The 26,545-nt window shown below is 73.3% G+C and carries 19 protein-coding genes and 1 pseudogene; 6 read left to right on the plus strand and 14 right to left on the minus strand.

What is annotated here, in order from left to right:
- From O7629_RS16420 to O7629_RS16440, 5 genes are all read right to left on the minus strand, one after another.
- On the minus strand, positions 1-2,280 hold the full coding sequence (locus O7629_RS16420; RefSeq protein ID WP_278170197.1) for a penicillin-binding transpeptidase domain-containing protein: 2,280 nt from the start codon (positions 2,278-2,280) through the stop codon (positions 1-3).
- A 5-nt stretch (positions 2,281-2,285) separates the two neighbouring features.
- Positions 2,286-2,864: a hypothetical protein gene (locus tag O7629_RS16425; protein WP_123602605.1), complete on the minus strand. Its 579-nt coding sequence runs from the start codon at positions 2,862-2,864 to the stop codon at positions 2,286-2,288.
- Positions 2,865-2,875: 11 nt separating this feature from the next.
- A complete protein-coding gene (gene rsmH / locus O7629_RS16430; protein WP_347403672.1) occupies positions 2,876-4,009 on the minus strand; it encodes a 16S rRNA (cytosine(1402)-N(4))-methyltransferase RsmH in 1,134 nt (377 codons plus the stop codon).
- A gap of 265 nt (positions 4,010-4,274) precedes the next feature.
- A complete protein-coding gene (gene mraZ / locus O7629_RS16435) occupies positions 4,275-4,706 on the minus strand; it encodes a division/cell wall cluster transcriptional repressor MraZ (protein WP_123602607.1) in 432 nt (143 codons plus the stop codon).
- Between the two features lie 342 nt (positions 4,707-5,048).
- Positions 5,049-7,886 (minus strand): DEAD/DEAH box helicase, encoded by a 2,838-nt coding sequence (locus O7629_RS16440; protein WP_278170198.1) that lies wholly within the window; start codon positions 7,884-7,886, stop codon positions 5,049-5,051.
- Between the two features lie 84 nt (positions 7,887-7,970).
- On the opposite strand from O7629_RS16440, the gene O7629_RS16445 reads away from it, so the two are divergent.
- Genes O7629_RS16445 through O7629_RS16455 form a run of 3 tightly spaced genes read left to right on the plus strand, consistent with a single transcriptional unit; the run spans position 7,971 to position 10,670 of the window.
- Complete coding sequence (locus O7629_RS16445) at positions 7,971-9,191, plus strand: MurT ligase domain-containing protein (RefSeq protein WP_278174557.1); 1,221 nt, start codon at positions 7,971-7,973, stop codon at positions 9,189-9,191.
- 25 nt (positions 9,192-9,216) lie between these two features.
- Positions 9,217-9,930: a glutamine amidotransferase gene (locus tag O7629_RS16450; RefSeq protein WP_278174558.1), complete on the plus strand. Its 714-nt coding sequence runs from the start codon at positions 9,217-9,219 to the stop codon at positions 9,928-9,930.
- Positions 9,927-10,670 carry a VTT domain-containing protein gene (locus O7629_RS16455; RefSeq protein ID WP_278170199.1) on the plus strand — a complete coding sequence of 248 codons (744 nt, stop codon included), beginning with the start codon at positions 9,927-9,929 and terminating at the stop codon, positions 10,668-10,670. Before O7629_RS16450 ends, O7629_RS16455 begins: the two co-directional genes overlap by 4 nt.
- Here the strand turns inward: O7629_RS16455 and leuS are convergent.
- The 8 genes and pseudogenes from leuS to O7629_RS16495 form a co-directional block, all read right to left on the minus strand.
- A complete protein-coding gene (leuS, locus tag O7629_RS16460; RefSeq protein WP_278170200.1) occupies positions 10,654-13,494 on the minus strand; it encodes a leucine--tRNA ligase in 2,841 nt (946 codons plus the stop codon). The two genes, O7629_RS16455 and leuS, sit on opposite strands and share 17 nt — an antisense overlap.
- A 277-nt stretch (positions 13,495-13,771) precedes the next feature.
- Positions 13,772-14,152, minus strand: a complete 381-nt coding sequence (gene mnhG / locus O7629_RS16465; RefSeq protein WP_278170201.1) for a monovalent cation/H(+) antiporter subunit G — start codon at positions 14,150-14,152, stop codon at positions 13,772-13,774.
- The gene (locus O7629_RS16470; RefSeq protein WP_278170202.1) at positions 14,149-14,406 is read right to left on the minus strand and encodes a monovalent cation/H+ antiporter complex subunit F; all 258 of its coding nucleotides are present in this window, start codon (positions 14,404-14,406) and stop codon (positions 14,149-14,151) included. The genes mnhG and O7629_RS16470 overlap by 4 nt, the downstream gene beginning before the upstream one ends.
- Positions 14,403-14,816 (minus strand): Na+/H+ antiporter subunit E, encoded by a 414-nt coding sequence (locus tag O7629_RS16475; protein WP_278174559.1) that lies wholly within the window; start codon positions 14,814-14,816, stop codon positions 14,403-14,405. Before O7629_RS16475 ends, O7629_RS16470 begins: the two co-directional genes overlap by 4 nt.
- Positions 14,817-14,977: 161 nt before the next feature.
- Positions 14,978-16,486, minus strand: a complete 1,509-nt coding sequence (locus O7629_RS16480) for a monovalent cation/H+ antiporter subunit D family protein (protein ID WP_278170203.1) — start codon at positions 16,484-16,486, stop codon at positions 14,978-14,980.
- A gap of 206 nt (positions 16,487-16,692) precedes the next feature.
- A pseudogene (locus O7629_RS33640) lies at positions 16,693-16,956 on the minus strand (NADH-quinone oxidoreductase subunit K); the annotation flags it as partial.
- Complete coding sequence (gene mbhE / locus O7629_RS16490; RefSeq protein WP_278174560.1) at positions 16,953-19,817, minus strand: hydrogen gas-evolving membrane-bound hydrogenase subunit E; 2,865 nt, start codon at positions 19,815-19,817, stop codon at positions 16,953-16,955. The gene mbhE and the pseudogene O7629_RS33640, both read right to left, overlap by 4 nt.
- Before the next feature lie 81 nt (positions 19,818-19,898).
- Complete coding sequence (locus O7629_RS16495) at positions 19,899-20,561, minus strand: universal stress protein (RefSeq protein WP_278170205.1); 663 nt, start codon at positions 20,559-20,561, stop codon at positions 19,899-19,901.
- Between the two features lie 449 nt (positions 20,562-21,010).
- Between O7629_RS16495 and O7629_RS16500 the strand changes: the two genes are divergently transcribed.
- The 3 genes from O7629_RS16500 to O7629_RS16510 are packed head-to-tail and all read left to right on the plus strand — an operon-like array spanning position 21,011 to position 25,890.
- Positions 21,011-22,084 (plus strand): MoxR family ATPase, encoded by a 1,074-nt coding sequence (locus O7629_RS16500; RefSeq protein WP_278170206.1) that lies wholly within the window; start codon positions 21,011-21,013, stop codon positions 22,082-22,084.
- Between the two features lie 3 nt (positions 22,085-22,087).
- The gene (locus tag O7629_RS16505; RefSeq protein ID WP_278170207.1) at positions 22,088-23,386 is read left to right on the plus strand and encodes a DUF58 domain-containing protein; all 1,299 of its coding nucleotides are present in this window, start codon (positions 22,088-22,090) and stop codon (positions 23,384-23,386) included.
- Entirely contained in the window at positions 23,383-25,890 is a 2,508-nt protein-coding gene (locus O7629_RS16510; RefSeq protein ID WP_278170208.1) for a DUF3488 and transglutaminase-like domain-containing protein, read from the plus strand. The genes O7629_RS16505 and O7629_RS16510 overlap by 4 nt, the downstream gene beginning before the upstream one ends.
- Before the next feature lie 219 nt (positions 25,891-26,109).
- On the opposite strand, the gene O7629_RS16515 is transcribed toward O7629_RS16510, so the two are convergent.
- Positions 26,110-26,496, minus strand: a complete 387-nt coding sequence (locus O7629_RS16515) for a DUF3040 domain-containing protein (protein WP_123602618.1) — start codon at positions 26,494-26,496, stop codon at positions 26,110-26,112.
- Positions 26,497-26,545 lie beyond the last annotated feature (49 nt).

Genomic DNA, 26,545 nt, shown 5'->3' on the forward strand with positions numbered 1-26,545 from the left:
TCACGGGTGCACCACGAACTCGGGTGGCTCGGTGCCGGTCGGCGGAACCCGGTAGTGCAGCAGGGTGAAGCGCATCATGTCGCGGAACGCCGGGGCGGCGACGTCCCCGCAGCCACCACCGGGGGTGTGCGACACCACGGCGATCACGTAGCGCGGGTCGTCGGCCGGCGCCATGCCGATGAACGACGTCACCTCACCGGGGGCGACGGAGCCGTTGACGATCCGCCGACCGGTGCCGGTCTTGCCGGCCACCCGGTAGCCGGGGACCGCCGCCGCGGTGCCGGTGGCACCGGGGATGGTGGTGACGCCTTCCATGATCCTGCGCAGCGCGGCGGCGTTGTCGGCGCCGAGCACCCGGCGGGCGGTCGGCTCCTCGGTCGGGGTGCGCTGCCCGTGCTCGTCGACGATCTCCCGGACCAGACGGGGCGGTACGTAGACGCCGTCGTTGGCGATCGCCGCGTACGCGGCGGCCATCTGCAGCGGGGTGGCGTCGACGCTGTGCCCGAGCGGCACCGACCCGTACGACGAGGCGCTCCACTCGTCCAGCGGCAGCACCCGGCCGCTGGCCTCGCCGGGCAGTCCGACACCGGTCGGGCTGCCCAGACCGAACGCCTGCTGGTACGCATGCAGCCGCTCCGGCCCGAGCTGGTCGGCGATCTTGATCGTGCCGACGTTCGACGAGTAGGCCAGCATGCCGGCCAGGCTGGTCGCGACACCCGCCTCGATCGGGCGGGTGTCACGGAAGGTGGTGTCGCCCTTGCGGATCGTCGGACCGAGGTCGAGTGTGGTGTCCGGCTCGATCAGCCCTTCCTCCAAGGCCGCGGCGAGCACCAGCGGCTTGTGCACCGAGCCGGGTTCGGCGGTGAAGGTGGTGGCGATGTCCTGCCGGTCGGACGGGTCGCTGGACCATGCGTCGGCGGCGTTGTAGGTGGGCTCGCTGGCCTGGGCGAGCACCTCCCCGGTACGCGGGTCCAGTACCACCGCGGCGGCCACGCTGGCGGTGCACTGCTCCAGCGTCGCGCTGAGGATGCGTTGCACCTCGTACTGCAGGTCCCGGTCGATGGTGAGCACCAGCGAACTGCCGGGCTGCGGCTCGGTCTCCTGCCGGTAGCCGCCGGGAATCTCGGCCAACCGCAGGTCACGGTTGCCCTGCTCGGCGATCCGCTGCCCGTTCACCCCGCGCAGCACCTCGTCGTAGCGCGCCTCGAGGCCTTCCAGCCCGTTCATGTCCAGGCCGACGAAGCCGAGCAGGTTCGCGGCCAGGTCGTTGCCGGGCACCTCGCGCCGTTCGTCGTAGTCCACCCCGATGCCGGCCAGTTCGAGATTCATCACCTGTTCGGCGAGTTCGACGTCCACCCCGCGGGCCAGGAACTCGAACCGCGACTCCTGCCCGTCCGGGCGGGTCTGCGGGACCAGCCGCTCCAGCAGTGTGGAGCGGGGGATGCCGAGCAGCGGTGACAGCGCCTCCGCCGTCGCCTGCGGATCCTCGACCAGGACCGGGTCCGAGTAGACGAACCGGGCGGCGACGCTGTGTGCCAGCACCGCCCCGGTGCGGTCGTAGATGCTGCCCCGGGGGGCGGGCACGACGACCGGTGCGCCGACCCGGTCCCAGACGCCGCCGTCGGCGTACGCCGGGGCGTCGACGACCTGCAGCACGATCAGCCGGATCCCGATCACCACGAACATGGTCAGGGTGAGGAAGGTGCCCAGCCGCAGCCGGCGCCGGGGGTCGGCCAGCCGGGGCAGGGTGGCGGGCCGCCGTGGGCGGCCCCGGGTGCCCTGTCGGGCCGGGCCCGGGGCACGCCGGGCGGAGCCGGACGACGCCTGCCGGGACTTGCCGGCCGACCCGGCACGGCCGGTGGTCGACCGGCGGCGGTCGGAGTCGGCTCCGCGCCGCGCTGCCCGGTCCGGGTCGACGTCGCGGCGTGCCCTCCGGTCCGGGTCGACGTCGCGGCGCGACGTGCTCCGCCGGTCGGCGTCGCGACGTGGTCCGGTACCCGGTTCGGTGCCCCGGTCGCCGGGGTCCGCCGAGCCGGTCCGGGCCGGCGACCGACCGCTGGTGGCCCGACCCCCGTCGAGCACCTGCAGCGCGGGCCGGAACGGATCCCGGCTGCGTTCGGCACGGCCGGTACGGCGTTGCTCGGCCGACTCGCGCACCGTCCGACCCCGGGGGGTGTAGGCACGGGCGTCGGCGATCCCGCCGATCGGGCCGGGTTCACCGACGCCGCCGCGCCGGGATCCACGTGGATCCCGGCGCGGCGGATCGGAACGGTCAGCCACCCGGCTTACTCCCCCGCCCCCTGCTGCGAGCTGGTGATGGCCGGCTCACCGGTGGCCGGCTGCGGTACGCCGATGATCCGTCCGTCCGGCAGCCGGATGAACGCCGGCGGACCGGACTCGACCAGGCCGAGCTTGCGTGCCTGAGCGGCCAGGTTGTTCGGCGCCTCGTACTGCGCGATCTCCTTCTCCAGCTGCTGCTCCTGCAGATCCAGGTTCGACTGCTGCTGCTGCAGGGTGCCGATCCGCACCGCGTTCTCGTTGATCTTGGTGTTGACCAGCAGCACACCGAGCACCCCACCGACGACGACCACCAGGATCATCGCGATGAACGGTGCCCGGGGCACCGACACCGGTGCCGGCGGTGCGACCCGCAGTCGCGGCGGCGCCGGCTCCGCCGAGCTGTCCCAGACCCGGACCGAGTCCTGAGTCGTGGGCTGCTCCTGCAGCGCCGCGCTGCCCTGGGTCACGTAGCCCCCTGACGGGTTGCTGCGCCGCGCCGCGGTCCGGCCCCCCGACCGCGGTGCGCCCACCCGGGCGCCGCGCTGACCGACCTGCCCCGAGCGGTCGCGCTTCTCGACGTTCATCTCCCCTCCCCCTACTCCTTCTCGTCACGACCCCGATCGTGACGTCTCCGCCGGCCGGCTATCCCGTCCGGTGTGGATGGCCCGGACGCCGCCGCGTCGGGCCGGTGTGGTGCTGTCCCCGGGTGGGGCCGTTCGCGGGCGGCCCCACCCTTTCCCCGCCCGGCGGTGCCGGCACTGCGCACCGCCGCCTGTCCGATGTGCTCCGCCGCGCGCAGCCGTACCGACGCCGCCCGCGGGTTGGCCGCGATCTCCGCCTCGCCAGCCTGCTCGGCACCCCGGCCGAGCAGCCGCAGCGTCGGGCCGGTGCCCGGCAGCTCGACCGGCAGCTCCACCGGCGCGGTGCTGCGCGCCCGGCCAGCCAACGTCTGCTTGGTGATCCGGTCCTCCAGCGAGTGGTAGGACAGCACCACCATGCGGCCGCCGACGTGCAACGCGTCCAGCGCGGCCGGCAGCGCCCTGCGGAGCACCGCCAGCTCCTCGTTTACCTCGATACGCAACGCCTGAAACGTCCTCTTCGCGGGGTTTCCCCCAGTTCTTCGAGTAGCCGCCGGCACCGCCGACTCGACCAGTTCGGCCAAGCGCGTCGACGAGGTGATCGGCTGCCGCTGCCGCTCCCGCACGATCGCCGAGACGATCCGGCTGGCGAACCGCTCCTCGCCGTACTCCCGCAGCACCCGGACCAGGTCCCCCGGGGGGTAGCCGTTCACGATCTCCTCGGCCGTGGTCCCCCGCCCCTGGTCCATCCGCATGTCCAGGGCGACGTCCCGGGAGTAGGCGAACCCGCGCTCGGGCGCGTCGAGCTGCAGTGAGGACACCCCCAGATCGAACAACACGCTGTCCACCCCGGACAGCTCGAGCTGGTCAAGGACCTCGGGCAACTCGTCGTAGACCGCGTGGACCAGATGGACCCGGTCGGCGAACCCGGCCAGCCTCGCCCGGGCGTGTGCCAACGCCTCCCGGTCCCGGTCCAGCCCTACCAGGGTGACCAGCGGGAACGCCGCCAGCACCGCATGGGCGTGACCGCCCAGGCCGAGAGTCGCGTCGACATGCACGGTCGGCCGGTCACCGCGGTCCAGCGCGGGGGCGAGCAGCTCGAGACACCGCTCGAGCAGCACCGGTACGTGCGTACCGCGAAGCTCCCCCATGTCGACCCCCAGTGGCCTGCCTGCCGTGTCGTGCCCGGTTGCTGCGTTGCCGCTCGTCGTACCGCCAGATCCCCATCCGCTCTACTCCCGCCCACCGCCCGTGCCGGACCGGTGCTCGAAACACGCGCCTGGCGCCGGGGAAGTGGCGCCAGGTGCGGGAGCGGCTGGAGATCTCGCAGTACGTCGGACGACCGGTGCCGACCGGCGGCTCTCGCGTCAGCCACCGACACCCGACGAGACGTCGGGCGGTCGACCATCCGTTGCCCTACAGTCCGCCGGGCAGCACCCCCTCTTCGATGTCCGCGAAGTCGTCCTCGCTATCGGAGAGGTATGTCTCCCATGCCTGCTTGTCCCAGATCTCCACCCGGCTGCTCGCCCCGATCACCACGAGGTCGCGGCCGAGCCCGGCGTACTCCCGCAGATGTGCCGGGATCGTCACCCGGCCCTGCTTGTCGGGCACCTCGTCATGCGCACTGGCGAAGAAGACCCGGCTGTAGGCCCGCGCCGCCTTGTGCGTCATCGGTTGCTCGCGCAACTGCTCGGCGATCCGCTGGAACTCCGGCGTCGGGAACACGTACAGACAGCGTTCCTGTCCCTTGGTGATCACGACACCTCCCGCCAGCTCGTCCCGAAACTTGGCTGGAAGGATCAACCGGCCCTTTTCGTCCAGGCGCGGAGTATGGGTGCCGAGAAACACGGCCCAACCCCCCTTGCCCTTGTACGGCATTCGCGGTGCCGCATCCCCCGGGGCCGGCGGGCCCTCCCGGCCCCGCCATCGCGCCCCACTCTACTCCACTTCCCTCCACCTGCAACCAGAATCGCGACCGAAACACGCCCAATTCACCGACAAAACCGCACGTCAGCGGGGGTGGTGCCGAGTGGAGGGCGGGCGGGCGCCGGTCCGCTTTCCGACAGCGCGACATCGTTCTCTCCCGTCCGGCTCCCGTCCGGCGCGGACACCGACACCGCCCGCAGCGACGATGGCAAGGGCTGTCCGCTCCCGATGGCGGCAGCGGCTGTCGCTTCCGATGGCGGCCCGCTACCCGGCGAGGATCTCCAGCGCCGCCCGCACCGGATCACCGTTCCAGCGGGAGGCGAAAGCGTCGACCAACGCCCAACCGGCCCGGCGCAACGCCCGCTGCCGCGCCAGGTGCGCTTGCGGACCATCCGGATGGACTACACAGTTGAGACCGACGGCGTCGGCGCCGACACCGAGACAGATGTCCACCGTCCACCGTCCGACCGGGTAGTCGAACCGCACCACGCCGCCGATCTCGGTCAGCCGGGCACCGAGCTGTTCAGTCCAACCGCTGACCCCGGCGGTGGTCACCACACCCCCGGACGGCACCGCTGGCGGCGGTTGGCGCGCGTACCGCAGAAACTCCCCCACCAGACCGTCGGCGGCGGTCAGCGAGGTCACCACCACCAACTGCCGCCGTGCCCGCGTGATCAGGACGTTGAACAGGTGCGGATCGGCCAGGAAACGTAGCCTGGCCGGCGGATCGTCGTCGGTCACCGCGAACGACGCCACCACCGTCTCGGCCTCGCCGCCCTGGATCGCGTGCACGGTGCCGACCCGCAGCCCCAGCTCCTCGATCCGCTCCACCGGAAACTCCGCGACCAGCGCCGCCTCCAGCGCGTCGGCCTGCGCGCGGAACGGAGTGACCACGCTGATCTGCGACTGGCCGGAAGTGGCGAGTTCCCGCACCACTTCGACGGTGGCGGTCACCTCCGCCTGATTCACCCCGTCCACGGTGGCCGCCGACACCACCTGTCGCACCGCGATCACGTCGATCGACTCGTTCGCCGGGTGGCGGGTGGTGACCGCGAACCGGTCGGCGTAGAACCGCCGGGCCGAGAACTCGATCAGCTGCGGTACGCAGCGGAAGTGCTCGTCGAGCCAGGTTACCGGTGCGCTGGCGGCGGCGAGATCGAAGGCGCTGACCCGGCGGACGTCGAGCCGGTCGTCCAGACCGTGTCGGTCGAGCGTGTCGGCCACGTCCACGTCCGCGACGAAGGAGACGAAGCGCAACTGTCGTGGGTCACCGACGACCAGCGCCCGCCGGGCCCGGGCCAGCGCCGGGGCAGCCCGGATCTGGTCGCTGTGCGAGGCCTCATCGAGGATGACCAGGTCGAACAGACCGGGCGACGGCGGCAACAGCTCGGCTACGTCGGTCACCGTGCCGATCCACAACGGCAACGCCCGGACCAGGGCCGGACCGTCCAAGGCGGTCAGCAGCTCGCGGCGCCGGTTGCGCCCGGCCCGCAACGCGCTCGCCAACGCCCCGGCGTTGCGCCGGGCCGGCGGATCCCATCGACGCTCGCTGCCGGCGCGGTCCCGCATCGCGGTCGCGACCCGTTCGGCGAGCTCCCGGTCGGCCTCATCGAGCCGGTCCCAGTACGCCGCCAGATCAGTGCCGCCCGCAGCGGCGAGCCGAGCCCGAGCCGCCACCGCCCGGGCCGCCTCGACCGCGTCGGCGACCTGGTCCAGCGCACCGTCGGTGTCCCCGGCGAGGTCGACGGCGACACCGAGCCGACGCCGCAGCCAGCGACGGGCGGCCCGCCGACGCCACCTCGTCCACCAGTTCCCGCCACCCGGGGTACGCGCCAGCCGGACCGCACGCGTGGCACCGGACAGGTCGGCCCCGGGTACGAACGCGCCCGGTGCGGTCAGTGACAGCGCACCGAGCAGCGGCTCCCACTCGGTCGCGGCGGCGGCCAGCCGCTCGGTCTCCAGGGCGAGCCGGATCAGTCCGGTCTCCCGAGTGACCCGGCGGCGGGCCACCGCCACCGCGTCCTCGGCGGCGGACACCCGCACGGCCGGGACCCCCGAACCGGCACCGGCGGCGAGAGTGGCGGCGACCTCCGCCCGTCGTCGGGCGTCGCCGAACAGCACCGGGGTCGGCCCCCGGTAGCGGGCCAGGAGATCAACCAGTACGTCTGCGGCATGCGGCGACTGGGTCACCACCAGGACGCTGCCGCCCCGATCGACTGTGTCCAGGGCCGCGGCCACCACGGCGTGGCTCTTGCCGTTGCCCGGCGGACCAGACACGACGGTGAGCCGTTCCCGCCGGACCCGCCGGACCACGTCCGACTGGGCGGCGGTCAGCGGCAACGGCGACTCGACCGCAGCGGCGTCGAACCGGGCGCCGGGCGTGGCGGCGTCCCCCGCCACTGTTTCGCCGGCACCGCCGCCAGCGCCGTCAGCGCCGGTCGGCGTCGGCTGGTAGACCGCCGCCAGCGCGGTGCCGGTCAGGTCCCGGCCGGCCCAGGCCCGTAGTCCGTCGGCGAGCGCCACCCCGTAGACATCCCGGACGGTGAACAGCACCGCAGCCAGATAGCCGGTCAGCCCGCTCGCCGGCAGCCGGGGCCGCCGACCGGTCGGTGCCGGCCGTACCTCGGTCAACGGCAGCCCGGCTGCCGCGGCGGCGGTCCGCAGCCATGCCTGCGTCCCGGTCGCCGTCAGCCAACCCGGCCCGCCCAGACCCGGCACCGATTCCAGGTTCGCCGCCACGGCGCGATCCGTGACCAGGGAGGTCAGCTCCAACTCCCCGGCCGACACCACCCGGTAACCACGCAGCGCACGCTCCAACCGGACCGGTTCGGACAGCAACGGCAGCCGGACCCGGCGGCGGACCCCGTCCCGTTCGACGGTGCCGACGACCAGACCCAGGCCGCGTCGCAGGATCCGCTCGTCGCGGTGCAACAGGTCGACCGCAGCCAACCGGTCGGTGGCGGCATCACGCTGGTGCCGGTCCGGATCGGCGAGCCAGAGCAGCGGCTGGCCACCCCGGGTCACGTCCAACATCCGCTCGGGTGCGGCGGGCGCCAGCTCGGCCAACGCCCGCAGCGCGGTAGCGACCATTGAGCTACTCATCGGTCGTCGACCGTACCAACGCGTCCGTGCGGCGATCGGCACCGGACAGGGTCCGGTAACCTCGCTCGGGTGACGGACGCGAAGATGCCCTTGCGGGCAAAGGTGGCCAGCTCGGTGTCGCGCACCGCCGCGGCGCTGTCGCGGGCCGCCGGACGGGGCGACGGGTCGGTGATCGGCGGTTGGATCGGCCTCAAGATCGATCCGGAGCTGCTGGCGCATCTCGCCGCCGGGCGGGCCGTCGCGCTGGTCTCCGGCACCAACGGCAAGACCACCACCACCCGGCTCGCCGCGGCGGCGGTCGGCGTGCTCGGCCGGGTCGCGACGAACTCGTACGGCGCGAACATGCCGACCGGGCACACCTCCGCGCTGGCCAAGGCCGGCACCACGCCGTACGCGGTGCTCGAAGTGGACGAACACTACCTGGCTCAGGTGCTGGAGGCCACCAGTCCCCGGGTGGTCGCCCTGCTCAACCTCTCCCGCGACCAGCTGGACCGGGCCAAGGAGGTGGCGATGATGGCCCAGCTGTGGCAGGTGGCGCTGGCCGAGCACCCCGAGGTCAAGGTGGTGGCCAACGCCGACGACCCGATGGTGGTGTGGGCGGCCGCGACCGCCGGCGCGGTCTCCTGGTTCAGCGCCGGGCAGCGGTGGCACGACGACTCCTGGGTCTGCCCGGAATGCGGCTCGGCGATCGAACGCTCCGACGACCAGTGGTGGTGCGCCGGCTGCCCGCTGCGCCGACCCGAGCCGGAGTGGGTGGTCGACGAGGACGGCGTCATCGACCCGACCGGCGCCTGGCACAAGGTGACGCTGCAGCTGCCCGGCCAGGTCAACATCGGCAACGCGGCCACCGCGCTGGCGGTGGCCGCCGAGTTCGGCGTACGCCCGGTGGACGCGGTGTCCCGGCTGGCGGTGGTCACCTCGGTGGCCGGCCGGTACGCGCAGGTGGTCCGCAACGGGCGGACCATCCGGCTGCTGCTGGCCAAGAACCCGGCCAGTTGGCTGGAGGCGTTCGACATGGCCGAACAGGCACCGACGCTGCTGTCGATCAACGCCCGCGACCCCGACGGGTTGGACACCTCCTGGCTGTTCGACGTCGACTTCTCGCCGTTGCGCGGCCGCCAGGTGCTGATCACCGGGGACCGCGCCTTCGACCTCGCCGTCCGGCTGGAGGTCAACGACGTGCCGTTCCTGCACGTCCCGTCGCTCAACGCGGCGATCTCCTCGGTGCCGCCCGGCCGGCTAGAGGTCATCGCGAACTACACCGCATTCCAGGACATCCGAGCGGAGCTGGACCGTGTCAACTGAGTCGTTCCCGGCCATCGGCCCGTCGATCGGCGGCCCAAGCGTGCTCCGCCTGGTCTGGATCTACCCTGACCTGCTGTCCACCTACGGCGACCGGGGCAACCTGCTGATCCTGGCCCGGCGGGCCCAGCAGCGCGGCATCCCGGTGGAGCTCACCGAGATCCGTTCCGACCAGCCGGTGCCGCAGTCGGCCGACATCTACCTGATCGGCGGCGGCGAGGACGGCCCGCAGGCGCTGGCCGCCCAGCGGCTACGGGCCGACACCGGGCTGCACCGCGCGGTCGGCCAGGGTTCGGTGATCTTCGCGGTGTGCGCCGGCTACCAGTTGCTGGGCACCTCGTTCTTTGCCAAGGGCACCCAGTGCACCGGCCTGGAGCTGCTGGACCTGTACTCCGACCGGGGACCGAGCCGGGCGGTCGGCGAACTCGCCGGCGACATCGACCCGCGGCTCGGCGTACCGCCGCTGAGCGGTTTCGAGAACCACGGCGGGCGCACCCATCTCGGCAACGGCGTCTCGCCGCTGGCCCGGGTCACCGCCGGGGTCGGCAACGACGGGGCCAGCGAGGGCGCCTGGCGGGGCAACATCCTCGGCACCTACGCGCACGGCCCGGCGCTGGCCCGCAACCCGGCGTTGGCCGATCTGCTGCTGCGCTGGGCGATCGGCGCGGCCAGCCTGCCACCGCTCAACGACCTGTGGGCCGACCGGCTGCGGGCCGAACGGATGGCCGCGATCCGCACGTGAGGCGGCTGGGCCGGGCACTGCGCGAGCCGGCGGTGGCCCGGTTCGCGGCCCTGCTCACGCTGATCGGTGGCTGCGCCCTGCTGGTGCTGCTGGTCCCCCGGCCCGATCTGGCGGCCCTGACCGGGCTGCCCGACCGGCTCGGAGCGGCCGGGCCGGTGCTGGCCGTGGTCGGCGGCGCGCTGCTGCTGACCGTGCTGGTCCCCCGCACGTTCATCACCCTGACCTGGGGAGCACTGTTCGGCCCGGTGGCGGGTGCCGGCTACAGCCTCGCCGCGGCCGCGCTGGCGGCGCTGATCGGCTTCGGCGTCGGACGGTGGCTCGGCCGGGAGTACGTCGTCAGCCGGACCTCGATGGCGGCCCCGCCGGCCGGCCTGGCCGGGCGGACCGACCGGATCCGGTTGCGGCTGGCCCGGCTGGACCGCTGGTTCGCCACCCAGAGCGTGCTGGGCGTGGTCATGGTCCGGCTGCTGCCGATCAGCGGGTTCGGCATGGTCAGCTACGGCTACGGCACCACCGGCGCCCGGCCGGCCCCGTTCCTGATCGGCAGTGTGCTGGCGTCGGCGCCGACCGCGGTCGGCTACGCGGTGATCGGCGCGGCGGTGGTCGCCCCCGGTGAGGTCAACTGGCTGGCCGCCGCGCCCGCCGGGCTGGGTGCGGCGGCCACCGTCGTCCTGCTGCTGCGCTGGCGCCGCGCGGTCCGGGCGGACCGCGCGGCGCTGCGGGTCACGGGACCACGCTGACCATCCGGCCCGGGACCACGATCACCTTGCGCGGCGTACGGCCGGCCAGGTGCTCGGCGACGGCGGCCAGCGCGGCGGCCCGTACCTCGTCCTCGGCGGCCTCGGCCGGCACCTCGACGCGGCCCCGGACCTTGCCGGCCACCTGCACCGGGTAGGTCACCGACGCGGCCCGCAGCAGCGCCGGGTCGGCCGCCGGGAAGTCGGCGTAGGTCAGCGAACCGGTGTGGCCGAGCCGCTGCCACAGCTCCTCGGCGACGTGCGGGGCGAACGGGGCCAGCATCAGCACCAGCGGTTCGGCCACCTCGCGGGGGGTGGCCGGCAGCCGGGTCAACGCGTTGGTCAGCTCGATCAGTTTGGCGATCGCGGTGTTGAACCGCAGCCCGTCCATGTCCGACCGGACGCCGTCGATCACCCGGTGGGTCAGCCGGCGCAGCTCGTCGCCGGCCGGGTCGTCGGTCACCCGGGACGCCCCGGAGTGCTCGTCGACCAGGGCCCGCCAGACCCGTTGCAGGAACCGGTACGAGCCGACCACCGCCCGGGTCTCCCAGGGGCGGGACACCTCCAGCGGGCCCATCGACATCTCGTACACCCGGAACGTGTCGGCGCCGTACGCCTCGCACATCTCGTCCGGGGTGACCACGTTGCGCAGGCTCTTGCCCATCTTGCCGTACTCGCGGTTGACCGCGACGTCGCCGTGGAACCAGCCGCCGTCGCGCTCGGTCACCGCCGCCGCGTCGACGTACGCGCCGCGCGCGTCGGTGTACGCGTACGCCTGGATGTAGCCCTGGTTGAACAGCCGGCGGAACGGCTCGACGCTGGACACGTGCCCCAGGTCGAACAGCACCTTGTGCCAGAACCGGGCGTACAGCAGGTGCAGCACGGCGTGCTCGACCCCGCCGACGTACAGGTCGACACCGCCGCAGTCGGCCGACGACGCCGGACCCATCCAGTACCGCTCGTTGGCCGGGTCGACGAAGGCGTCGCTGTTGGCCGGGTCGGCGTAGCGCAGCTCGTACCAGCAGGAGCCGGCCCACTGCGGCATCGTGTTGGTCTCCCGGCGGTAGCGCCGCCGGCCGGCCGGCGCACCCGGCACCCCGGTCAGGTCCAGCTCCACCTCGACCCAGTCGGTGGCCCGCGACAGCGGGGTCTCCGGGTCGGATGCGGCGTCGTCGGGGTCGAAGGTACGCGGCGAGAAGTCGTCGATCTCGGGCAGCTCCAGCGGCAGCATCTCCTCCGGCAGCGGGATCGGCAGCCCGGTTTCGTCGTACACGATCGGGAACGGCTCGCCCCAGTAGCGCTGCCGGCTGAACAGCCAGTCCCGCAGCCGGTAGGTGACCGCGCCCCGGCCGTGACCGCCGGCCTCCAGCCAGGCGATGATCCGTTCCTTGGCCTCGGTCACGCCCAGGCCGTTCAGGAAGTCGCTGTTCATCGCCGGTCCGTCGCCGGTGTACGCCTTGCCGGTGAAGTCCTCCGGCGGCGTCACGGTCCGCACGATCGGCAGGTCGAACACCTCGGCGAAGTCCCAGTCCCGCTCGTCCTGCGCCGGCACCGCCATGATCGCCCCGGTGCCGTAGCCGGCCAGCACGTAGTCGGCGATGAAGATCGGCAGCCGGGCGCCGTTGACCGGGTTGGTGGCGTACGCGCCGACGAAGACGCCGGACTTGTCGCGGGTCTCGGCCTGCCGCTCGGCGTCGGTGCGGCCGGCCGCCTGCTTGCGGTACGCCTCGACCGCCTCGGCCGGCGTGGCGTGCCCGCCGGTCCACGCCGGCCGGGTGCCGTCCGGCCAGGCGGTCGGCACCAGCTCGTCGACCAGGGCGTGCTCGGGGGCCAGCACCATGTAGGTGGCGCCGAAGACGGTGTCCGGTCGGGTGGTGAAGACCTCGATCGGGGCGGCGTCGGTCGGGAAGGTGATGTGCGCGCCGGTGGACCGGCCGATCCAGTTGCGCTGCATCAGCTTGATCGGCTCGGGCCAGTCCAGCAGGTCCAGGTCGGTCAGCAGCCGGTCGGCGTAGGTGGTGATCCGCATCATCCACTGCCGCAGGTTGCGCTTGAAGACCGGGAAGTTGCCCCGCTCGGACCGGCCGTCGGCGGTGACCTCCTCGTTGGCCAGCACGGTGCCCAGACCGGGGCACCAGTTGACCGGCGCCTCGGAGACGTACGCCAGCCGGTGCGCGTCGACCAGCTCGCGGCGTTCCCGGTCGGTCAGCTCGGACCAGGCGCGCCCGTCCGGGGTGGCGCGCCGACCCGACTCGTACGCGGCGATCAGTTCACTGACCGGCCGGGCCTTGCCGGCCTCGGTGTCGTACCACGAGTTGAAGACCTGCAGGAAGATCCACTGGGTCCAGCGGTAGAACTCCACGTCGGTGGTGGCCACCGACCGCCGGTCGTCGTGGGCCAGCCCCAGCATCCGCAGCTGGGCCCGGTACCGTTCGATGTTGGCCTCGGTGGTGGTCCGCGGGTGCTGGCCGGTCTGCACCGCGTACTGCTCGGCGGGCAGGCCGAAGGCGTCGAAGCCCATCGCGTGCAGCACGTTGCGGCCGGCCATCCGCTGGTAGCGGCCGTAGCAGTCGGTGCCGATGAAGCCCAGCGGGTGGCCGACGTGCAGGCCTGCGCCGGACGGGTACGGGAACATGTCCAGCAGGAAGAGCTTCTCGGCGTCGGCGCGCGGGTGGGCCGGGTCGGCCAGCGGGCCGACCGGGTTGGGCGCGTGGAAGGTGCCGTCACGTTCCCACCGCTGCTGCCACCGTCGCTCGATCTCGCCGGCCATCGCGGCGGTGTACCGGAACGGTGGGGTGTCCGCCGCGGTCTCGACTGCCTCGCTCATCGTCGGTCGCCACCTCAGGGTCGGTTGTGGGCTGTGATGTGTTGGTCGTGGGCATGAAAAAACCCCTCCACAGGAGGGGTCGCCGTGCCGCCGCCGCCGGACGGCCGCTGCGCCGGTCAGGCGGCCTGGTGGGTCAGCACGGCCGGAGAAGGAGCAGGAAGGCGCCGGCCATGGCGCCAGTGTACTCCGGGTCGGAAAACCAGGTGGACCGCCCTCACCGCCGCCCTCACCGCCGCCTCGGCGACGGCTCCGGCTCCGGCGACGGCTACGGCGACGGCTACGGTCGGCTGGCCTCCCCCGGTCCCTCCGGCACCGCGCCCGGCCGTGTCTCGCCCTGCTCGGCGAGGGCGTCGAACCTGCTCTGCGGGCTCATCGGCGCACCGGACAGGTAGGCCGCCCGGGCCAGCGCGTACCCGCCGACCGGCGCGGTGACCACCTGCAGCAGTACGGCCAGGGTCACCACCGCCGCGGTCCGTGGGCTGGGCAGCAGGGTCAGCACGCCGAGCAGGATGAGCACCAGGCCCAGGCTGGCCGCCTTCGCCACCGCGTTCATCCGGTTGTAGACGTCGGGCAGCCGTAGCATGCCGAGCCCGGTGATCCCGATCAGCAGGGTGCCCGCACCGAGCAGTACCCCGGCGAGCACGTTCCAGCCGGTCACCGGCTCCTCCGATGTACCAGGCGGGCGAGCGCGACCGTGGCGAGGAACCCGACCAGGGTCGCGGTCAGCACGATGTCGAGCAGTTCGGCGATCCGCAGCCGGGCGGCGAGGACCGCCACTCCGGCGATGAAGACGAAGAAGCCGAAGTCGACGGCGGCGGCGCGGTCGGCGTCGGTCGGGCCGATCACCAGGCGGATGATCGCCGTCGCCATCGCCAGGGCCAGGACGGCGAGAACGAGGTCGAGTCCGGTCACCGGCGGGCTCCCCCCGGCTGGTCGGCCGGGTCGTCCCGGATATCCCGGATGTCCCGGACGGCTGGGCGCGCGGCGGGCAGCAGGTGGTCCTGTAGCCGGGCGAGTTCGGTGCGGAACCGCTGCGGGTCCTCGGCGTGCATGCCGTGCACGAACAGGGTCGGCGGTTGTGGCCGGACCGCCACGGTGAGCGTGCCCGGGGTCAGCCCGACGGCCAGCGCCATCAGCACCATCTCGGTGCTGGTCCGGGTCCGCAGCGGGAACTCGACGATCCCCGGCGACAGCCCGCTGCCCGGCGTGACGATCTCCCGGGCGACAACGACGTTCGCCACCACCAGGCGACCGGTGAAGTAGCCGACAAAGCTCAGCACCCGGCCGGCCCGGCGCAGCGTCCGGACCGACCAGTGCAGCAGCGTCCGGACCGACCAGTGCAGCAGCGTCCGGACCGGCCAGTGCAGCAGCGTCCGGGCCGGCCCCCGGCGCGGCCTGCCGACCCGGCCACCGCCGGCTCGCCGGCCGGTGCGGCTCTCCACCTGGCCGGTACGGGGCTCTTCCGTCCGTCGCGTTCGTCTGGTCACCGTCCGGTCACCGCCTCCACATAGGCACTCGGGTTGATCAGTCCGTCGGCCGCGGTGGCCGCCAGACCGAGCAGGGGCTGCGCGGCCGGCCCCAGCAGCAGGGTGAGGGCCGCGAGCAGCACCGCCGGCCCGGTCAGCCAGGTGGCGATCCGCGGCGGTACGTCGTCGGCGGTACGGGCGGGCGGGTGGCCGGCCGGGTCCGCGGGTGCGGGCGCGGGTTCGCCCCAGAACGCCAGATCCCAGATCTTGATCATCGAGATGAGTGTCCCGAGGCTGACCAGCACCGCGACCGCGAAGATCAGATAGTTGCCGTCGGCGACCGCGGCCCGCAGCAGCAGGAACTTGGCCAGGAATCCGGAGAACGGCGGCATCCCGGCCAGCGACAGCCCCGCGCCGATGAAGGCCAGGGCGAGCAGCCGGTGCGCCGTGGCCAGCCCGCCGAGCCGGTCCAGCCGATCGGTGCCGTAGCCGACCACCACCGCCCCGGCGCAGAGGAACAACGCCGCCTTGACCAGGATGTACTGCACCAGGAAGAAGATCGCCGCGGTGAGTGCGGCCGGGCTGAACACCACCAGCCCGATCAGCAGGTAGCCGATCTGGCTGACCATGTGGAACGCGAGCACCGAACGCATCGTGGTCTCGCCGAGCGCCCCGAGGACGCCGATCACCATGGTCACGGCGGCGGCCAGCCCGATCACCCACCGGTAGTCGACCGCGCCGTCGTAGACCACCGCCACGATCCGGACGATCGCGTACCCGCCGACCTTGGTGAGGATGCCGGAGAACAGCGCGGTGACCACCGGTGGCGCGTACGGGTAACTGCGCGGCAGCCAGCCGTGCAGCGGCACCACCGCGGCCTTCACCGCCAGGGCGAGCAGCACCACGGTGCCGGCCAGGGCCAACGCGCCGTCGCGGCCGGCCGCCCCGGCCAGTTCGCCGAGATCGACGGTGCCGGCGACGGCGTAGACCAGCCCCACCCCGGCCAGCAGGATCGTGGACGCCAGCAGGTTGACGGTCACGTAGATCCGCCCGGCCACCGTCCGCTCCCGGCCGGCGCCGGCGGTCAGCAGCACGTACGACGGCACCAGCATGACCTCGATCAGCACGAACAGGTTGAACAGGTCGGCGGTCAGGAAGGCCCCGAACGCGCCAGCGCTCGTCATCAGCGCCAGTGGGACCAGGTACGGCCGTCGGTCGTCCCCGGAACCGATGGCGAAGACCCCGCACAGCAGCACGACCAGCGCCACGACCGTGACCATCAGCGCGCTGAAGGTGTCCGCCGCCAGGGTGATCGCGAAGCCGGCCGGCCCGCCACCGATCCGTTCGGTCAGCACCTCACCACGGCGGGTCGCGGCCAGCAGCGTACCGCCCTGGGCGAGCACAGCCGCGCCGGTGCCCAGCCAGCCGATCCGGTGCAGCGTCAACCGATGCGGTACGGCCAGCAGTAGTCCGGCCACGACCAGTGGCAGCACGATCGGACCGACCAGCGGCAGCGGTGCATTCATCGGGGCAGCTCCCCGGTGTCGCCGCCGGCCGCCGTCCGACCGTGTTCGGCGACCTGGTCGGACATCGACCGTGGCTCGGTCAGCACCGGCTCCGGGCCGGGTTCCGGCTCCGGTCCCGCCGCGCCGTCCGGACCGTCCCTGCCGTCCGGGCCGGCCTCGCCCAGCTCCAAGTCGGGTCGGCCCGGTCGCGGCCGGTCGACCACCGCGAGCGCGAGCAGGAAGATCGTGATGCCGAAGGTGATCACGATGGCGGTGAGCGCGAAGGCCTGGGGCAGCGGATCGGCCGTCGCCGCCGGGTCGATGTCGCCGAACGGCGGCTGCCGGCGCCACAGCCCGCCCGAGGCGAGCAGCAGGATGTTGACGGCATGGCCGAGCAGGACGAAGCCGATGACGACCCGGATCAGGCCGCGGTGCAGGATCAGATAGACGCCGGCCGCGGTGAGCAGGCCGATCACCAACGCGACGGTCACGGTGCCCGCACCCCCGCCGCGTCCGGCGGGACCGGCGCGTCCGATGCGACGCCAGCGTCCGACGGAATCCCAGCGGCCGACGGGACCACCGCGCCGAGCCGCCGTACCGCCGCCGTGATCAGGCCCAGCACCATCAGATAGACGCCGAGGTCGAAGAAGGTCACCGGCGACACCGAGAAGCCGAGCACCGACAGTTTCAGTCCGGGCGACGGCGTCAGGAACGGCTCACCGGCCAGCAGCGCGGACAGGCCGATCCCGAGACAGGTCAGCAGCCCTGCGGCGAGCAGCGGCCGGGGCCGCAGCCGGCCGGCCGCCGTCGGTGGGCGGCCGGCGTACGCCAGTTGGCCGAGCCCGGCCGCGATCCCGGCCACCAGCGCGGCGACGAAGCCGCCGCCGGGCTCGTCGTGGCCGCGCAGGAACAGCCACGCCGAGACCACCAGCATCACCGGGGTGAGCAGTCGGTGCGCGAACCGGAGCACCGGATCCGGTACGGCCGGGCCGGATCCGGTGCGGCCGCGCCCAGCGGTGCCGCCAGGCCCGCCAGCGACGCCAGGCCCGCCGGTATCACCAGGCCCGCCGACGACGCCGCGTCCGGTGGTCCGGAACAGCCCGACCAGCCCGAGCGCCACGGCGACGAGGACGGTCGCCTCACCGAGGGTGTCGAACGCCCGGAACTCGACCAGGATCACGTTGACCACGTTGCCGCCCCCGGTCGCCGGTTGCGCAGTCCGCAGGAAGTAGTCCCCCGGGGCGGACAGGTCACGACGACCGGTCAGTCCGACCGTCGCGGCCACCGCGACGACACCGGCGGCGACCGCGAGGGCGGCGGCGAAGAAGCTGACCGGCTGGCGCCCGGCGCCCGGCAGCCGGGCCGGCAGCCGGCGCAGGACGAGCATCGCGACGACTGCGGTCAATACCTCGACGAGCATCAGGGTCAGCGCCACGTCCGGCGCGCCGGCGAGCAGGAACCAGGTGGCGACCATCAGACCGACCAGGCTCAGCAGCCCGACCGCCGCGAGTGCCGACCTGGCCAGCACGATCCCGGCCAGGGCCACCGCCAGCAGCACCAGCAGCGGCCAGTCGCCGGCCGCCGCGCCTGCGGCCGGCCAGGGCGGCATCGACCCCAGCGCGGCGCTGCCGGCCGCCCCGATCAGCACCAGCAGCAGCACCGGCCGGAACAGATGGGCGGCCGGCGAGTCGTAGCGGGTCGGCCGGCCGGCGATCCCGCCCAGTCTCAGCAGCGCGCCGTAGCAACGGTCGAAGGTGACCGCCCCGGCCGGTGGCAGCCGGACCGACTGCACCAGCTGGTCGACCCGGCTGCGGGCGATGAACAGGGCCGTACCAGCCAGCACGGTGAGCGCCGACAGCGCCAGCGCCGGGGTGAAGCCGTGCCAGAACGCCACGTACGGCGGATCGCCGCCGGGGGACGCGTCCTCGGTCGCCTGGTCGATCAACGGGCCGAGCAGCGCGGCCGCCGGGCCGAGCAGCAGGCTCAGCAGCGCGGCGATCGCCGCCGGGGTGAGAAACGTCCATGCTGGCTCGTACAGCTCCGGCTGTCGCGGCGGTCCGGCGAAGGTCTCATAGACGATCCGGGCGCCGTACGCGAAGGTGAGGGCGGACGCGGAAACGGCCAGCACCTCGGCTGACGGGCTGAGCCACGGATCGACCCCGGTCTTGATCAACGCGTCGAAGATCGCCTCCTTGCTGACGAACCCGAGCAGCGGCGGCAGGCCGGCCATCGACATCGCGGCCAGCCCGGTCAGGGTGGCGGTCACCGGCATCACGTGGCGCAGGCCGGAGAGCTGTCGGATGTCCCGGCTGCCGGCTTCCCGGTCGATGATGCCGACGAGCATGAACAGGGTGGCCTTGAACAACGCGTGCGCGACGGTGTGCAGCACCGCGGCGGCCAGCGCCGCCGGGGTGCCGACCCCGATCACCCCGACCAGCAGCCCGAGCTGGCTGACCGTCGAGTACGCCAGCATGGCCTTCAGGTCGTGCTGGCGCAGCGCGAGGAACGCGCCCGCCAGCGCGGTGCCGAGCCCGCCGAGGACCAGCACGACGGTCCAGGCGGCGTGGTGGGCGTAGATCGGCGAGAACCGGATCAGCAGGTAGATCCCGGCCTTGACCATCGTCGCCGCGTGCAGGTAGGCGCTGACCGGGGTGATCGCCACCATCGCGCTGGGCAGCCAGAAATGGAACGGGAACTGCGCGGACTTGGTGAACGCCGCGAGGATCAGCAGACCGCCGACCACCCAGGCGACCGGCGAGTCGAGCAGCCGGTCGGGGTAGGCCAGGATGGTGGTCAGGTCGCTGGTGCCCAGCTGGACCGTCATCACCACGACCGCCGCCAGCAGCGCCAGGCCGCCACCGGCGGTGACCAGCAACGCCCGGGTGGCGGGGCGGGCCGCCGCCGGACTGGCCTGGCCGATCAGGAAGAACGAGCAGACCGTGGTCAGCTCCCAGAACAGGAACAGCAGTACGGTGTCGGCGGCGAAGACCAAGCCGAGCATCGCCACGGTGAACAGGGTCAGCAGCGTGTAGAGCGCGGCGCACGGGCGGTGCGGGGCGAGGTAGCGCGGGCAGTACATCATGATCAGCGCGCCGACCCCGAGCACCAGCAGCCCGAAGACCATCGCCAGTCCGTCGAGCCGCAGCGCGAACGCGATGTCCAGCGACGGCAGCCAGCGGGCGGAGACCCCGACCGCGCCGTTGTCCAGCACCACCGGCAGCCGGGAGGCGAGCAGCCCGCAACCCAACAGGTAGCCGACCGCGAGCGGGTAGCCGGCGTCGCGGCCGAGCGAGCGGGTGAGCAGTGGTACGGCGGCGGCGAGCCCGGTCAACAGGGCCAGCACCGCGACCATCGTCAACGGGCACCCCTCGGCGCGGCGGTGATCCGGGCGTACGGACCGGCCCGGCACCGGTCGACGGTCGCCGGGCGCACCTCAACCGTCCTCGCTGGCGGCCAGCAGCACCGGCCGGGTGGCGTCCCGGACCACCTGGTCGGCGACGCTGCCGAGCAGCCGGTTGGACAGTCCACGGCCCCGCCGCCCGACCACGATCATGTCCACGTCGCGGGCCTGCGCGACGTCCAGCAGGGCCCGGGCGGGCCGGCCGGTGACGATCTCGATGCTGCTCGGCAGGGGCGGTCCGTCGGCGTGGCGCAGTCGGGCTGCCCGGTCGGTGAGCAGGTCCCGTGCCCGGTCCAGCTGGTCGGCCTCCTCGGCGGTGCGTTCGCCCCGCTCGACGGCGGCGACGTCGACCACGGTGGTCAGGATCAGCTCGCCGACGCGACCGGCGAGCACCCGGTGTGCCGTACGCAGGGCGTGCTCGGAGTCGGCGGAGCCGTCCAGGCCGACCAGCACCCGGGGTCCGGGGCCGGGTGCGCTCGGCCCGGTGCCGGCCGGCGCCGGACGGGCTTCCAACCGTCCCGTCGGTCGCGATCCGCGCTCCACCGCGATCGGGACGAAGAGCAGGCCGAGCACGGCGCCCAACGGATACCAGTACCAGGCGCGTTGGCCGTGCCGGGCGATGAACACCGCTACCGCTACGATCCCGGAGAGCACCCAGACGGCGACGACGGCCACGATGTATCCGGCTGTGGACATCCAGCTCCCTCCGGTTGCACGTACCGGTCGACCCGGCCCGACTATCTGGCCTGGTCACCGCTGGTGTCGCCGACTACCCGGGAAACGCCCGGCGTACCAGCTCACCCGGCGGTTCACCCCGCCGGGTGGTGTCGGTCGGGGGCGGGGCGATCGGTCCGGCAGGGCACTTGAACCGGACCGGTCACCGGCCCGTACTCCCGGTGGGGAGCGGGTGCCGCCCGGCCCGCTCCCGCGCGGCGCCCGGACCGTCCGTCTACGACCGGGTCGCCCACGGTGAGCAGGGCGGGTGAGCAGACCACGCCATCCCGTGGATGGCGGACATGCGAAAGATGGATAGCCTGAGAGGCATGTGGGGTCCCTGCGGCGGGAGACGACGGTCCCCCACCTGACCGACGGCGGGCGGCCGGACCGACCGACCCGCGTGACGCCGTACGACGAGGAGGAGGATCGTGACCCAAGACAGCTGGGACGATCTGGGTGCTCCGATGCCCCATGACGAGTTCCGCGCCGTGTCCGACGCCATCGTGGCCAACATAGAGCAGGTCATAGAGGGCAAGACCGCCACGGTTCGGCTGGCACTCGCCGTCCTACTCGCGGAGGGACACCTCCTGATCGAGGACGTTCCCGGAGTCGGCAAGACCAAACTCGCCAAGACGCTGGCCAGGTCGATCGACTGCTCCGTACGCCGGATCCAGTTCACCCCGGACCTGCTGCCCAGCGACGTGACCGGAGTCAGCGTCTACAACCAGGACAACCACGACTTCGAGTTCAAGCCGGGCGCGGTCTTCGCCAACCTGGTGGTCGGCGACGAGATCAACCGGGCATCCCCGAAGACCCAGGCCGCGCTGCTCGAATGCATGGAGGAGCGGCAGGTCACCGTCGACGGCACCACCTACGAGCTGCGGACGCCGTTCATGGTGATCGCCACCCAGAACCCGATCGAGATGGAGGGCACCTACCCGCTGCCGGAGGCGCAGCGGGACCGGTTCACCGCCCGGATCGCGATGGGCTACCCCGACCCGAGCGCCGAGCTGGCCATGCTCGACGGGCACGGCGCGGCAGATCCGGTGCACCAGTTGCAGCCGGTCTCCGACGCGGCCGGGGTACGGCGGTTGATCGCCACCGTCCGGGAGGTGCACGTCGCCGACCCGGTCAAGCAGTACGCGGTGGACCTGGTGACCGCCACCCGGGAGTCCCCGGAGCTGCGGCTCGGCGCCTCGCCCCGGTCGACGCTGCAGCTGCTGCGTACCGCCCGCGCGGTCGCCGCGCTGGAGGGCCGCGACTACGTGCTCCCGGACGACCTGCAGGCGCTCGCCGTTCCGGTGCTGGCCCACCGGCTGATCCCGACCGCCGAGGCCCAACTCGCCCGGCGGACCACCGACGCGATCATCGCCGAGCTGGTGCACCGGATGCCGTTGCCCCACGAACGGCAACGCCCGGCCGCTGCGGCGTACGACGGTCGCCAGTTCGGCCCGGCGGACGGCACGGTGGCGGCGGTCCCCTTCGAGCCGCGAGGGCGCTGACCGATGCGGGCGGCGCTGCGCGGCCTGACCACCCGCGGCCGGTCGTTCCTGGCCGCCGGCGCGGCGGCGGTCGTCTCGGCGCTGATCCTCGGCGAGAAGGACCTGCTGCGGGTCGCCATCCTGCTGGCCGTCCTGCCGCTGCTGGCCGCCCTGTACGTGGGCCGCAGCCGGTACAAGCTGGCCTGCACCCGCTCGCTGGAGCCGCACCGGGTGCCGGTCGGCTCCAACGCCCGGGTGGTGCTGCGGCTGCAGAACCTGTCCCGGCTGCCCACCGGCACCCTGCTGCTGGAGGACCGGCTGCCGTACGCCCTGGGCAGCCGGCCCCGGGTGGTGCTGGAGCGGCTCGGTGCCCAGCAGGCCAGCTCGGTGGCGTACACGGTGCGGGCCGAGGTCCGCGGCCGCTACGAGGTCGGGCCGCTGGTGGTCCGGCTCACCGACCCGTTCGGCCTGTGCGAGCTGACCCGGGCCTTCCCCAGCGTCGACCGGCTCACGGTCATCCCGCAGGTCACCGCGTTGCCGACGGTCCAGCTCGCCGGCGAGTACGCCGGATCCGGTGACAGCCGGGCCCGGTCGGTGGCGGTGCACGGCGACGACGACTCCGCCACCCGCGAGTACCGCCGCGGTGACGACCTGCGCCGGGTGCACTGGAAGTCGACCGCCCGCACCGGTGAGCTGATGGTGCGCCGGGAAGAACAGCCGTGGGAGACCCGGGCGACCGTGGTGCTCGACACCCGGGCGTACGCGCACCGTGGCGAGGGCCCGACGGCGAGCTTCGAGTGGGCGGTGGCGGCGGCGGCGAGCATCGCCGTGCACTTCCGGTCGAACGGCTACCGGCTGCGGCTGGTCACCGACACCGGCATCGACGCCGACGCCACCGAAGCCGACGGGGACGGACTGCTGCTCGACCGGCTGGCCGACGTCACCGCCAGCCAGCGCAGCGACATCGCCACCCTGGTCGATCAGGTACGCCGCCGCTCGGACAGTTCACTGGTGGTGGCGTTGTTCGGGGCGCTCACCCCGACCGAGGCGGAGCTGCTGGCCGGGCTGCGGGGCAACCGGTCGACCTGCGTCGGCCTGCTGATCGACAGCTCGACCTGGATGAATCTGAGCCCGGACGAGCGGGCCGAGGCCGACCGGGCGCACGGTGCCGCCGCGCTGTCGCTGCTGCAGAGCGGCTGGCGGGTGATCGGCGTGAACCACGGTGACCAGTTGCCGTCGCTGTGGCCGCAGCTCGCCCGGGGTTCCCAGGGCTTCGCCTGGCGGGCCGCGCTGGCCGAGACGATAGCCGGAGGAGTGAATTGACCACCCGCAGACACCTCGGTCTGGTCGCGGCGGCAGCCACCCTGATGGCGGCCGCGCCGATGGCCACCATCTTCCAGGACTGGACCTGGCTGGTGCAGTGCGCGATCACCGTGACCATGATCGGTGGCGCCGGGATGCTGGTCCGCTCGGTGCGGGCTCCCGGATGGCTGCACCCGGTGGCCATGATCGGCGCGCTGTTCCTCGCCCTGACCTGGCTGTTCCCCAGCGGCGACGAGTTCCTCGCGGTGCTGCCGTCGCCGGCGACGATCGGCCATTTCGGCGCGCTGCTGGCCCAGTCGGCGCAGGACGTGCACGCGTACGGCGTACCGGTGCCCGACGGCGACGCGCTGCTGTTCATCACCGCGCTGGGGATCGGTTCGGTCGCGGTCGTCGTCGACGTGCTCACGGTGACCCTGCGCCGGCCGGCGCTGGCCGGCCTGCCGATGCTGGCGATCTACTCGGTGCCGGTGGCGATCTACGTCGACAGCGTCCCGGCGGCGCCGTTCGTGGTCGGCGCGGTCGGCTACCTGTGGCTGCTGATGGCCGACAACGTCGACCGGGTCCGCCGGTTCGGCCGCCGGTTCACCGGCGACGGCCGGGACGTCGACGTCTGGGAGCCGTCGCCGCTGGCCGCCGCCGGACGGCGACTCGCCGTGCTCGGGGTGGTCGTCGCGGTGCTGATCCCGCTGACCATCCCGGGCATGACCTCGGGCCTGCTGACCAACCTCAGCGGCGGCGGGACCGGCGGCAACGGGCTGGGCAACGGGCCCGGCCAGGTGAACCTGTTCGCGGCGTTGAGCGGCCAGCTCAACCAGAGCGAGGTCACCGAGATGATCCGGGTGACGACCAACGACCCGGCCCCGGCGTACCTGCGGATCGGCATCGCCGATGAGCTGCGCGAGGACGGTTTCGCCAGTCGCCCGCCACGCGGGCGGCCGGACTCGGCCCGGTCGCTGCCCGACCCGCGGACCGACCCGAACATCCGCAACACCGGGGTCAGCCACCAGGCGTACGAGGCGACCGTCGAGGTCACCGGGAACTTCAACATGGCGCTGCTGCCGACCTACGCGGTGCCGGTGCAGATGCGCGACGTGGATGGCAGCTGGGCGTACGACCGCACCGCGCAGATCGTCTTCTCCGGTCGGTCCCGGGCCCGCAACATGACCTACGGATTCGAGTACGTCCGCACCAGCTACACCCCGGGGGCACTGCGCCGGTCCCAACCGCTGCCGGCCGACAACGACCTGCGGCAGGCGTTCACCACGGTGCCGCAGGTGCCGCAGGTGACCGAGCTGGTCGGGGAGCTGACCGCCGGCGCGCGCAGCGACTACGACCGCGTGCTGGCCATCTACGAGCACTTCTCCCGGGACAACGGTTTCACCTACAGCCTGGCCACCGAGGGCGGCACGGCCAGCCAGGACATCGTCAACTTCCTGGACAACAAGGTCGGTTTCTGCCAGCAGTACGCCGCCGCGATGGCGTGGCTGGTCCGCGCCGCGGACGTGCCGGCCCGGGTGGCGTTCGGTTTCACCAACGGCTCCCGGCGGCTGGAGAACACGTACACGCTGACCAACCTCAACCTGCACGCGTGGACCGAGGTCTACTTCGACGGGCTCGGCTGGGTGCCGTTCGACCCGACCCCGGCGGCGAGCATCCCCGGCTCGGTGCGCTCCGAGTGGGCGCCGGACGTGGACGCCCCGCCGGACGCCGGCCCGAGCGCCGGACCGAGCGCGGCCCCGTCCGCCGCGCCGTCGACGACGGCGCTGCCGGAGGCCGGGCCCGGCCAGCTCGACCCGGGTGCGCTGGGTGCCGGATCCGCCGCCGATTCCACCGCCGGTCCCCGTTGGCCGTGGTGGACCCTCGCCGGGGTGGTCGCGGTGCTCGTGTTGGCGGCCCTGCCGGCGGCCCGACGCGCGACGGTACGCCGTCGGCGGCTGGTCCGTGTCCGGGCTGCGGTGACCCCGGCGGGCACCGACCCGACGGACGCTCGGGACACCGACTCCCCCGCCGTGAGCGGGGCCGCCGCCGGTGCCGCTCCGCTGATGACGGTCACCGGCGCCGACGCCGGGGCCGCCCGGCAGCACGCGCACGCCGTCTGGAGCGAACTGGTCGACACCCTGGTCGACCTGCGGATGCCGGTCGACCGGTCGGAGACGCCACGGGCGACGGCGGCGCGGCTGGCCGGTCTGGAGTCGGTCCACGGTGCGGCGGCCGACGCGGTCCAGCTGCTCAGCCAGGCGGAGGAGCGGGCCCGGTACGCCCGTCAGCCGGTGCCGGGCGAGCCGCTGGTCGAGGCGTTGGGGCGGGTACGGGCGGCGTTGGCGGCCGGGGTGGGTCGGCGTACCCGGTTGGCGGCCCGGCTGCTGCCGCTGTCGGTACTGCTGCGCTGGCGGGACGCGGTTGTCGAGGCGTACAGCCGGGTGTTCTCGGTCGTCGGCCGGTGGCGCGACGCGGCGGCGCGGTTGAGCCCGCGCCGGCTGTTGGCCAACCGGGCGGGGCGCTGACCCGTCCCGGGGTTTCGCGAAACCGCCACCTCGGGTCGGCGCACCGGGCATAATCGCCCACGTGCCGAGACGCTCGATCGCAACGCGGTCAGTCAAGCAGCACGGTCAGTCGACGGGATCCGTGGCCGACCGCCGCTGCCCGGCGTGGGGGGCCGGCAGGTGGGCACGACGCGGCCGCCCGGTCACGCCGGACCGGGCGGCTGATACCCACCGGCTAGGTCAGCGGTGGCCCTCCGGCCGCTGGCGCCAGCGCTCGTCCAGCCGGTCGATCAACGATGACCGTCGCCCACTGCGGGTCTTCCGGCGCGTGGTCCCGCCGACCACCCGCAGATCGGGCGAGTTCGACTTGCGCTGGGACTGCATGGCGAACGCCGCTGCCCCGAGCATGACCACGAAGCCGGCCACACCGAGCAGCGGCACTTTGCTCACTGTGCCGTAAACGACCAGGGCAAGGCCAATGATGATCACACCGGCAGCGACGAGCAGGCGACGCCGCGCGTGGAAACGCGGGTCGCTGGCGCGCACGGCCGAGGCGAATTTGGGGTCCTCGGCAAGCGACCGCTCGATCTGCTCGAACAGCCGCTGCTCGTGCTCCGAGAGCGGCACGGCACTCCTCCCCGGTCACGTTGGTCAGCCCGGTCGGACCGACAGACCG

The organism is Solwaraspora sp. WMMD792, assembly GCF_029626105.1.
Taxonomy (GTDB): Bacteria; Actinomycetota; Actinomycetes; order Mycobacteriales; family Micromonosporaceae; genus Micromonospora_E.